Genomic DNA, 9,845 nt, shown 5'->3' on the forward strand with positions numbered 1-9,845 from the left:
CGTCGTGACCACCGGCGCGGTCACCACCGGACCGGGAGACCTGGCTGACCGGCCGACCGAGGCGCGGCTCGCCGGGGCGGCGGTGTGGGGCCTGCTCCGCTCGGCACAGGCGGAAAACCCGGATCGGCTGCTGCTCGTCGACACCGACGGCAGCGCCGCGTCGCAGAGTGTCCTGGCGGCCGGTCTGCCTGGCGGCGAACCGCAGCTGGCCCTCCGGGAAGGCGCGGTCCTGGTGCCCCGGCTCGGCCGGGTCGACGCCGCCGACACCGGCCTGCCGTGGGACCCCGACGGCACGGTGCTGATCACCGGCGCCACTGGTGGCCTCGGCGGCTCGCTCGCGCGTCACCTCGTCACCCGGCACGGCGTGCGGCACCTGGTGCTGGCCAGCCGGTCCGGCGAGGCCGCGGCCGGCGCGGGGCAGCTGCGCGACGAGCTCACCGAGGCGGGCGCGCGGGTGTCCATCGTGGCCTGTGACGTTGCCGACCGCGACGCCCTCGCCGCGGTCCTGGCAGGGATACCTGGCGAGCATCCGCTGACGGCGGTGGTGCACGCGGCCGGTGCCCTCGCCGACGGGCTCGTCGCCGGGATGACCACCGCCCAGCTCGAGACCGCGTTCCGGCCCAAGGTGGACGCCGCCTGGCACCTGCACGAGCTGACGCGCGACCTGCCGCTCACCCGCTTCGTGCTCTTCTCCGCGCTGGCCGGTGTCGTCGGCGCGCCCGGGCAGGGCAACTACTCCGCCGCTAACGCGTTCCTCGACGCGCTCGCCCAGCACCGCCGCGACCTCGGCCTGCCCGCCGTCGCACTCGCCTGGGGCCTGTGGGCCCAGCAGACCGGCATGACCGCGCACATGAGCGACACCGACCGTGCCCGGGTGGCCCGCGCCGGCATCGCACTCTCCACCGTGGACGGTCTGGCCCTTTTCGACGCCGCGGACGGACGGGACGAGGCCCTGCTCGTAGCCACCCGGTTCAGTGCCGCCGCGATCCGGGCGGAGGCCGGGCCGCGACCGGTGCCACCGCTCTTCCGCGAGCTCGTGCGGGGCCGCACCCGGCGTACGGCGAACGCGGCTGGCGGCGACTCCGGCGCCTCCGCGCTGGCCCGCCGGCTGGCCACGCTCGACGCCGCCGAGCAGAGCAAGGTCGTGCTCGACCTGGTACGCGCGCAGGCCGCCGGGGTGCTCGGGCACAGCGGTGCCGCCGACGTCGACCCGGCGCGGGCGTTCAACGAGATGGGCTTCGACTCGCTGACCGCCGTCGAGCTGCGCAACAGGATCGCCGCGGTCACCGGGCTCACGCTCGCCTCCACCGTCGTCTTCGACCACCCGACCGCGACCGCCCTCGCCGAACACCTCCGGGCCCAGGTCGCCGGCACCCGCCGCGACGTCGTGGTGCACACCGCGGCGGCGGCCGACGAGCCGATCGCGATCGTGTCGATGAGCTGCCGCTTCCCGGGCGGGGTGCGCAGTCCCGAGGACCTGTGGCGGTTCGTCGCCCAGGACGGCGACGCGGTCAGCGGCTTCCCGGACGACCGGGGCTGGGACCTCGACGGCCTCTTCGGGGCGGGCGAGGGCGCCGGTACCGGCTTCGGTGACAGCGCCACGAGGGGCGGTGCGTTCGTCTACGACGCCGCTGAGTTCGACCCGGCGTTCTTCGGTATCAGCCCGCGCGAGGCCCTTGGTATGGACCCGCAGCAGCGGCTGTTGCTGGAGGCGTCGTGGGAGGCGATCGAGCGCGCGGCCATCGACCCGGCCACGCTTCAAGGCAGCTACACCGGTGTCTTCATCGGCGCCGCGGCACCGGACTACTCCGCGCTCCTCGCGGCCAACCCATCCGGCGCCGAGGGGTACCTCATGACTGGCAACGCGGGCAGCGTCATCTCCGGCCGCCTCTCCTACGTCTTCGGCCTCGAAGGCCCGGCGGTCACAGTGGACACCGCGTGCTCGTCGTCGCTCGTCGCGCTCCACCTGGCGGCGCAGGCGCTGCGGCAGGGCGACTGCGACCTCGCGGTCGTGGGCGGCGTGGCGGTCATGGCCACCCCCGGCACGTTCGTGGAGTTCAGCCGGCAGCGCGGCCTCGCCGCCGACGGCCGCTGCAAGGCATTCGCCGCCGGCGCCGACGGGACCGGCTGGGGCGAGGGCGTCGGCGTACTCGTGGTGGAGCGGCTATCCGACGCCCGGCGCAACGGCCACAAGGTCCTGGCGGTCGTACGCGGCAGCGCGGTCAACCAGGACGGTGCCAGCAACGGTCTCACCGCGCCGAACGGGCCGTCGCAGGAACGCGTCATCCGGCAGGCGCTCACCAATGCCCGCCTCACACCCTCCGAAGTGGACGCGGTGGAGGCGCACGGTACCGGCACCACGCTCGGCGATCCGATCGAGGCGCAGGCGCTGCTGGCCACGTACGGGCAGGACCGGGAGGAGCCGCTCTGGCTCGGCTCGGTCAAGTCGAACATCGGCCACACCCAGGCCGCGGCCGGCATGGCGGGCGTCATCAAGATGGTCATGGCGATGCGGCACGGTGTCCTGCCTCGTACGCTGCACGTCGACACGCCGAGCCCGCACGTGGACTGGAGCGCGGGCGCGGTCGAGCTGCTCACCGACCCGGTCGACTGGGCGCCCAACGGGCATCCCCGCCGGGCAGGTGTCTCGTCGTTCGGGGTCAGCGGCACCAACGCGCACGTGATCATCGAAGAGGGCGAGCCGACGACGGCCGGGCCGGAGCAGCCGGAGCAGCCGGTACCGGTCCCATGGGTGCTGGCCGCGAAGTCCGAGGCCGCGCTGCGGGCGCAGGCCGCCCGCCTCGCGAACCACCTCGGTGAAGACCGGGCCACCGAAGACCGGGTCGCCGAGGACCGCGTCACCGACATCGCGTTCTCGCTGGCCACCACGCGGAGCCGATTCGCCCACCGGGCCGCGGTCGTAGCGACAGACCGGGAGGAGTTCGCGGGCAAGCTCGCGGCGTTCGCCGAGGGCCGCCCGGTCGCCGGGGTGACGACCGGCACCGCCGGCACGGGCGGTGGCCTGGCGGTGCTCTTCACCGGCCAGGGCGCGCAGCGGCTCGGCATGGGCCGCGAACTGTACGGGGTGCTGCCGGCCTACACCGAGACGTTCGACCTGGTCTGCGCCGCGTTCGACGGCCGGCTGCCCCGTCCCCTCGCCGAGGTCGTCGACGACGAGGAGCTGCACCAGACCCTGTACGCCCAGCCGGCCATCTTCGCCGTCGAGGTGGCCCTCTACGCCCAGCTGCGCGCCTGGGGCCTGCGGCCGGACATCGTGACTGGCCACTCGATCGGCGAGATCGCCGCGGCCCACGTCGCCGGCGTCTTCACGCTCGACGACGCGGCCGCCCTGATCGCCGCGCGGAGCAGCCTGATGCAGGCGCTCCCGGCCGGCGGGGCGATGCTCGCGGTGCAGGCCACTGAGGCCGACGTGCTGCCGCACCTGACCGCTGGCGTCGACATCGCGGCGGTCAACGGGCCCACCTCGGTCGTCGTCGCCGGCGCCGAGACCGGCATCGGCGCGCTGGAGGAGCTCTGGCGGGCCGAGGGGCGCAAGGTGAAGCGGCTCAACGTCAGCCACGCGTTCCACTCGCCACTGATGGAGCCGATGCTCGACGACTTCGCCGCCGCCATCGCCGGTGTCACCTTCCACGAGCCGTCGATGCCGTTTCCGACCGGCGTCGCCAACGCCGACTATTGGGTGTCGCACGTACGCCGCCCGGTCCGCTTCGCCGACACCGTCGCGTGGCTGGCCGAGCAGGGCGTCCAGACCTACCTGGAGGTCGGCCCCGACGCGGTGCTGAGCGCGCTCGTACCCGAGTGCGCACCGGCCGCCGTCACGGTCGCCACGCTCCGCGCGGACCGGCCCGAGCTGGAGATGATCGCCACCGCTCTGGGCGGCCTGCACAACGCCGGTGTGGAGGTCGACTGGACGGCGTACTTCGCGCCGCACCGGCCGCGGACCGTCGACCTGCCGACGTATGCCTTCCAGCACAGCCGCTACTGGGCCGCCGGCACGACCGGACCGGTCGCGGCCCGGGTACCCGCGCAGCCCGCCGCCGCCCTGGCCGCACCCACCGGCGACTCGGACCTGGCCCGGCGGCTCGCCCCGCTCACCGAGCCGGAGCGCGAGCGGCTGCTGCTCGACCTCGTACGGGCGGAGGCGGCGGTCGTGCTCGGCCACTCCTCCGGCGACGAGGTAGACCCCGAGCTGGCGTTCAACGAGATGGGCGTCGACTCGATGACCGCGGTCGACCTGCGCAACCGGCTCAGCGAGGCCACCGGTCTGCGGCTGCCGGCGACAGCCGTCTTCGACTACCCCAACTCCGTGGCCCTGGCCGGTTTCCTGCGCACGGAGGTCTCCGGCGGGCGTGCCGAGGTGGCCGTACGCACCGTCCGGGCGGCCGACGAGCCGATCGCGATCGTCGGCATCAGCTGCCGGTTCCCGGGCGGCGTGGCGTCCCCGGAAGACCTGTGGCGCCTGGTCGTCGCCGGCGGCGACGGCACCTCCGAGGTGCCGGACGACCGTGGCTGGGACCTCGACCGGCTCGCCGCCGACAGCTCGGGTGTGCTGCCGCGCGGCGGGTTCGTCAGCGGCGCCGGCGAGTTCGACCCGGCGTTCTTCGGGATCAGCCCGCGCGAGGCGGTCAGCATGGACCCGCAGCAGCGGCTGCTGCTGGAGACGGCGTGGGAGGCGTTCGAGCGGGCCGGCATCGATCCGGCCGCGCTGCGCGGCAGCCAGACCGGCGTCTTCACCGGAACCGCCGGCCAGGACTACGGCAGCGCGCTGCGCAACATCCCGAAGGACCTGGAGGGCTACCTCAGCACCGGGGTCGGCGCGAGCGTCATCTCCGGCCGCCTCGCGTACGTCTTCGGCCTCGAAGGTCCGGCGGTCACAGTGGACACCGCGTGCTCGTCGTCGCTCGTCGCGCTGCACCTGGCGGCGCAGGCGCTGCGGCAGGGGAGTGTGACCTGGCACTGGCCAGCGGCGTGATGGTGCTGTCCAGCCCGGTGCTGTTCGTCGACTTCGGCGCGCAGGGCGGCCTGGCCGCCGACGGCCGGTGCAAGGCGTTCTCCTCCGCCGCCGACGGCATGGGTACCGCCGAGGGTGTCGGTGTGCTCGTGGTGGAGCGGCTCTCCGACGCCCGCGCCAACGGCCACCAGGTGCTGGCGATCGTGCGGGGCAGCGCGATCAACCAGGACGGCGCCAGCAACGGCCTCACCGCGCCGAACGGCCCGTCGCAGGAGCGGGTGATCCGGCAGGCGCTCGCGAACGCCCGGCTGGCTCCGTCCGATGTGGACGCGGTGGAGGCGCACGGGACCGGTACCGCGCTCGGCGACCCGATCGAGGCGCGGGCGCTGCTGGCCACGTACGGGCAGGACCGTGAGCGTCCACTGTGGCTCGGCTCGGTGAAGTCGAACATCGGGCACCCGCAGGCCGCCGCCGGTGTCGCCGGGATCATCAAGATGGTGATGGCGCTGCGGCACGAGATGCTGCCGCCCACGCTGCTGCACGCCGACGAGCCGTCCCCGCACATCGACTGGTCGACCGGTGCCGTCGAGCTGCTGACCGCACCCGTCGAGTGGGCGCCGAACGGGCACCCTCGGCGGGCCGGCGTCTCCGCGTTCGGCTTCAGCGGTACCAACGCGCACGTGATCCTGGAGGAGGGTGACCCGCTGCCGGAGCCGGTGGCCGGCGGCGAGCAAGCACCGGTCGTGCCGTGGGCCTTCTCCGCCCGGTCGGAGGCGGCCCTGCGCGATCAGGCGCTGCGGCTGGCCGGCGTCGCCGAGGGCGGCGGTGCGCGGCCGGCGGAGGTGGGCTGGTCGCTGCTGGCGCGGTCGCGGATGCCGTACCGGGCGGTGGCCGCCGGCCGCGACACCGGCGCGCTCGCCGAGGCGCTGCGCGGGTTCGCCGGCGGGGAGTCGCTCGCCGCGGGCGCCGGCGCGGTGGTCTCGGGTTCGGGATCCACGGCCGGGGAGTGGTCTTCGTCTTCCCGGGCCAGGGATCGCAGTGGTCCGGGATGGCGGTGGAGCTGCTGGACAGCTCGCCGGTCTTCGCGGCCCGGTTCGACGCCTGCGCGGCGGCCCTGGCCCCGTACGTCGACTGGGATCCGCGGGCCGCCCTGACCGACCCGGTGCTGTCGGAACGGGTCGACGTGGTGCAGCCGCTGCTGTGGGCCGTCATGGTCTCGCTCGCCGAGCTGTGGCGCTCGTACGGCGTGACGCCGTCCGCGGTCGTCGGCCACTCGCAGGGTGAGATCGCCGCCGCCTGCGTCGCCGGCGCGCTGTCGCTGGAGGACGCGGCGCTCGTGGTGGCATTGCGTTCGCAGGCGCTGCTCGAGCTGGCCGGCGGCGGCGCGATGGTCTCCGTCTCCGCCCCGCTGACCCAGGTCGAGGAGCTGCTCGCCAGCCACCCGGAGGTGTCGGTCGCGGCGGTGAACGGCCCCGGTTCGGTGGTCGTCGCCGGTGTGGTCGCGGCGGTGGACGCGTTCGTCGCCGCCCTGGAGGCGGCCGGCGTGCGCAACCGCCGGATCGCGGTGGACTACGCGTCGCACTCCGCTCATGTGGAGGCGATCGAGGCGCGGCTGGCCGAGCTGCTCGCCCCCGTACGGCCCCGGCGGGCAGACACCCGGTGGTACTCCACTGTGGAACGGGAGTGGGTGGACGGCACCGGGGCGGACGCGGACTACTGGTATCGCAACCTGCGCCAGACGGTCTGGTTCGCCGCGGCGACGCAGACCCTGCTGGCGGAGGGATTCCGCGGGTTCGTGGAGGCGAGCGCCCACCCGGTGCTGACCGTCGGCATGCAGGAGAGTGTCGACGCCGCCGCCGCGCCCGCCTGGGTCACCGGCACCCTGCGCCGCGACGAGGGCGGCCTGGACAGGTTCTACGCCAGTCTCGGCACCGCGTACACGCGCGGCGTCGACGTCGACTGGACGCCCGCGTTCGGCTCGCCCCGGCCGCGGGTCGTGGACCTGCCGACGTACGCGTTCCAGCACGAGCGGTACTGGCTGGAGGACGGCACGGAGACCTTCGACGGGTCGGCGAGCGGGCTCGGGCTCACCGCGGCCGAACACCCGATCCTGGGCGCGGCGGTCACCCTCGCCGACGGCGACGGCGTACTGCTCACCGGCCGGCTCTCCGCCAAGACCCATCCCTGGCTCGCCGACCACTCCGTCGCCGGTGTCACGCTGCTGCCCGGCGCGGCCTTCGTGGAGCTCGCCGTGCGGGCCGCCGACGAGGCCGGTGCCGACCGTATCGAGGAGCTGGTCCTCGCGGAGCCGCTGATCATCCCGGAGCGGGGCGCGGTGCACCTCCAGGTGTCCGTGGCCGTACCGGACGCGGACGGGCGCCGTGGCATCACCGTCCACTCCCGACTCGAAGACGGCGGCCAGCAGTGGACCTGCCATGCCACCGGCGTCCTCGCCACCGGCGACAGCGCAGCGGTGTCCGCGGCCGACGTGGCGACGTGGCCGCCGGTCGACGCGGCCCCGCTCGACGTCGACGAGATCCGCGACCAGATTTCCGAGTCCGGCGTGCGGCACGGTCCGGCGTTCCAGGGCCTCAAAGCCGCCTGGGTACGCGGGGACGACCTCTTCGCCGAGGTGGCGCTGCCCGACGACCGGCGTGCCGAGGCCGAGCGGTTCGGCCTGCATCCGGCGCTGCTGGACGCGGTGACGCACGCGGTCGCTGCCGCGGGCTGGGACGGCGACGGGTTCGCCGGCCTGCCCCAGCAGTGGCACGGCGTACGCTGCTACGCGGCTGGCGCCTCGGTGCTGCGGGTGCGGCTGAGGCCAGGTCCGGACCGGGACGGGATCACGGTCGTCGCCGCCGACCACACCGGGTCGCCGGTGTGGAGCGCCGACGCGCTGCGCCTGCGGCCCGTCGCCGCCGACCAGCTCACCGCCGGGGTCAGCAACCCGTACCGGGACTCGCTTTTCACGCTCGACTGGGTGCCGGTGCCACCGGCCACGCTCGTGCCGGCCGCCGGGCCGTGGGTGCTCGCCGGCGACAGCGACCGGCTGGCGGCGGCACTGGGCGCCACCGGCACACCGGTCACCGCGTACCCCGATCTCGCCACCGCGATGGCCGAGCACGTGGACACGCCGGCGGTCGTCGCGTACTGCCTGCCGGCCGCCACCACCGGCGAGAGCGACCGGGGCGCGCGAGCCCGGGAGGCGACGGCGGCCGTCCTCGCCGCGATCCAGTCCTGGCTGAGTGACCAGCCCTGGCCGGCGGCCCGGCTCGTCGTCGTCACCACCGGCGCGGTGCCGGCCGGCCCAGAGGTGCCGGTCACCGACCTCTCCGGCGCGACCGTCTGGGGCCTGCTCCGGTCCGCGCAGGCGGAGAACCCCGACCAGTTCCTCCTCGCCGACCTCGACGACCCGGACACCGCGGCCGCCGCGCTGGTCGCCGCGGCCGGTGGCGACGAGCCGCAGCTGGCGATCCGGGGCGGCGAGGTACGGGCTCCCCGGCTCGCCCGGGCCACCGTCGAACCGGCCGGCGACGACCCGGTGTGGCCGGCGGACGGGACCGTGCTGCTCACGGGTGCGACCGGCGGCCTCGGCGGCCTGCTGGCCCGTCACCTCGTGTCCCAGCACGGGGTCCGGCACCTGGTCATGGCGAGCCGCTCCGGCCTCAAGGCCACCGGCGCCACCGACCTGCGCGACGAGCTGACCGCGCTCGGGGCGGACGTCCAGATCGTCGCCTGCGACGTCACCGACCGGGACGCCCTCGCCGGGGTCATCGCCGGGATCCCCGCCGCCGCGCCGCTCGCCGGCGTCGTGCACGCGGCCGGTGTGATCGACGACGGCCTGCTCGGCTCGCTGACACCGGAACGCCTCGACCGCGTGATGCGGCCCAAGGCGGACGCGGCCTGGCACCTGCACGAGCTCACCCGCGACCTGCCGATCTCCACGTTCGTGCTGTTCTCGTCGGCGTCGCACGTGTTCGGTTCGGCCGGCCAGAGCAACTACGCGGCGGCCAACGCGTTCCTCGACGCGCTGGCCGAGCTGCGGCACCGGGAAGGGCTGCCGGCGGTCGCCCTCGCCTGGGGCATGTGGGCCGAGCGGACCGGCATGACCGCGCACATGAGCGACACCGACCTCGCCCGGGTGGCCCGGGTCGGCTCGGCGCTCACCGGCGAGCACGGCCTGGCGCTGTTCGACGTCGCCTGCGCCGGCTCCGCGCCGGCGCTCGTACCCACGCCGCTGGACATCGCCACGATCCGGTCGCAGATCGGCGCGGCGCCCGTACCGCCGCTGTTCCGGGGTCTGATCCGGGCCGCCACCCGGCGGACCGTCCAGGCCGGCGGTGCCGGTGCCGACGGGGCCTCGCTCGCCGAGCGGCTCGCCAAGCTGAGCGTGCCCGAGCGCGACGCCATGCTGCTGGACCTGGTTCGCGGCCTCGCCGCCGGGGTGCTCGGCCACGGCACGGTGGACGCGGTCGCGCCGGAGCGGGCGTTCAACGAGATCGGCTTCGACTCGCTCACCGCGGTCGAGCTGCGCAACAGGCTCACCGTGGCCACCGGCCTCCGGCTGGTCACCACGCTGATCTTCGACCACCCCACGCCCGCCGACCTCGTCGCGCACCTGAGCGGCCAGCTGGTCCAGGACGGCACGGGCGTGGGAACGGTCATCTCCGAACTGGAGAAGCTCGAAACGATGCTCAGCGAGCTGAGCCTCGACACCGGTGACCGCGCCAGGGTCACCACACGACTGCACGCGCTCTTCGCCGGCTGGACCGGCACGGCGGCGGCGGTCGAGGAGGACGACGCTGGCGCACTCGAAACGGCGACGGACGACGAGCTGTTCGCCATGGTCGACGACGCATTCGGCGAAGGCTGA

Annotated in this window: 1 pseudogene; it reads left to right on the forward strand. The window is 74.9% G+C overall.

Annotation, left to right across the window (positions count from 1 at the left end):
- Positions 1-82: 82 nt before the first annotated feature.
- Positions 83-9,845, forward strand: a pseudogene (locus tag Pflav_RS49230) (type I polyketide synthase).

Source organism: Phytohabitans flavus (assembly GCF_011764545.1).
GTDB classification, from domain to species: domain Bacteria; phylum Actinomycetota; class Actinomycetes; order Mycobacteriales; family Micromonosporaceae; genus Phytohabitans; species Phytohabitans flavus.